At 46.6% G+C, this 2,234-nt stretch carries 2 protein-coding genes; both read right to left on the bottom strand.

Going from position 1 to position 2,234, the window contains the following annotated elements:
- Positions 1 to 247: 247 nt before the first annotated feature.
- Complete coding sequence (locus GY683_RS05635; RefSeq protein ID WP_297287813.1) at positions 248 to 1,573, bottom strand: hemolysin family protein; 1,326 nt, start codon at positions 1,571 to 1,573, stop codon at positions 248 to 250.
- 136 nt (positions 1,574 to 1,709) lie between these two features.
- Positions 1,710 to 2,234: YciK family oxidoreductase (locus tag GY683_RS05630; RefSeq protein WP_297287812.1), on the bottom strand; the 525-nt coding region annotated here is incomplete at its 5' end.

The raw sequence follows: 2,234 nt of genomic DNA, 5'->3' as shown, positions 1-2,234 counted from the left end.
ACCCAAGATGGCTGGATTAGCCTAAACATCACTCAAGAGAGCATCAGCATCCAAGACAGCGACGCACAGGAAGACAGCCGCCTAGAGTTTATCCTACACCAAGAGATGGATTGGAATGGACTGGATGGTGAGCTTATGGGATTGATAATCAGCTCAATCAAATGACTCAACAAGCCAACCAGAACCTAATAAAAAACAGTCAAATATGTCATTTGACTGTTTTTTGTTCGTAGTTATGTTTAAAGATTTACATCCAATCCCTATCTGCCGTCTCTTCGATGTTATCAGGCAGGCGAGTCACGAGCACTTGGTCAATCTTATAATGATCAATGTCCACCACTTCAAATTTAAGATTCTCATGCACGACGAAGTCAGCAGGACGTGGAATTTTCCGCAAGCGATACATGATAAAGCCCGCCAACGTCTCATAATGATCCCAATCTTCAAACTCCACCACATCAAGGGCGTGCTTGACGTCATCAATAGGCGTACTACCATCGATGAGCCATGAATTCTCATCACGGCGGATGATCTGCTGCTCTTCCTCAATGGGCGACCCCCAATCCCCCATGACCGTCATCATGATGTCGGACAATGTGATGACCCCCACCACCCACGCATATTCGTTAATGACGACCGCGAATTTTTCTTTACTAGCGCGGAATTTATCCAAAAGCTCGGACAGGGTTAGCGTATCAGGAATGATCAGCACGTTACGGATGGTAGATTCGTTTAACTGCACAAAAGACTGGTTATTCAAAAATCTCACCAAAATATCCTTGGTATCAACATAACCAATCACTTGATCAATGGCCTCGCTACAGACCAAGAACTTTGAATAAGGATAGTCGGCGATTTTTTGGCGGATGGAATCTTCAGATTCCCCTAGGGTAAAATACACCACATCTTCACGCACGGTCATTGATGACGGTACGGTTCGCTCTTCTAGCTCGAACACATTTTCAATAAAATGCTGTTCTTGTTGTAACACCACGCCCGCTTCTGCGCCTGCGTCCATGATGGCAGAGACATCATCAAAGGTGATGCTCTCCTCTCGCACGGTGTTAATCTTGAATAGGCGAAAGGTCACATTGGCAATGCCATTGATGATCCACACCAAGGGCTTGACCACCTTAATCACCACCAGCATCGGGTTGATGACCGCTAGGGCGACCTTTTCAGGGTTGATCATCGCAATGCGCTTAGGGATTAAGTCAGCATATAGAATAAAGACCAGTGTCACCACCGTAAAACTGGTAAAAAAGGCGATGCTCTCCGTCCATTGACCTTGATAAAAATGCCCAATAAGCTGGGCAAAATAAGGACGAAGCGCCCCTTCCCCCACCGAACCGCCAAGGATGGCGACCGCATTTAGACCGATTTGGCTTGTGGCAAAAAAGTCGGCAGAGTTTTCTTGTAGGTGCATGATCTTATCGGCACGATTATCGCCACCTTCAGAGATGAGCTTTAATTTGATTTTTCTTGCCCCTGCCAAGGCAATCTCAGAAATTGAGAAAAAGCTTGATACCAAAATCAAGACCAAAATCATCAAAAGATGTTGTAATAATTCCACGGTAATTCCAATCATTGAAATTTAAAAATATGTGATAAATTTTATCGGGTGTGCGTACAAAATTCAAGTGCAGCCCCGTTTTCATTCAGCTTTAGTCAAAAGCACTAAAAAGACGGCATTTACGCCGCCTTTAGATTTATTTGGGCTGACAGTGCACCACTTGCCCTTTGATGCCACTTGCCTCATCTGTCATCAGATAGACGTAAGCCGGCATGATGTCTTCAGGTGTCTTTAGCGTATATGGATCTTCACCCGGGAATGCATGGGCGCGCATGTTGGTGCGGGTCGCGCCAGGATTGATGCAGTTGAAGCGCAGCGCGGTCAGACGCTGTGTCTCTTGGGTGAAAATCTCACTCATGCCTTCGATGGCTTGTTTTGACAGCGCGTACGCCCCCCAGAATGCTCGCACTTGTGCCACGCCTGAGCTTGTGAATACCACCGAGCCGCTTTGAGCAGTTTTTAATAATGGCAACAAAGCCTGCGTCAGCATGAACACAGCCGTGGTGTTGATGTGCATCACCTGCTCAAAGGTGATCGGGTCATACATCTCCAAAGGCGTCAGCGCCCCAAGGATCGCCGCATTATGCAGCACCCCATCCAAACGACCAAATTCCTTCTCGATAAGCGTGGCAAGCTCATTCATCTGAGCAAAAGTTGCTTT

Source organism: Moraxella sp. (assembly GCF_024227015.1).
Classification (GTDB): domain Bacteria; phylum Pseudomonadota; class Gammaproteobacteria; order Pseudomonadales; family Moraxellaceae; genus Moraxella.
This window is presented reverse-complemented; position numbering and strand designations above follow the sequence as displayed.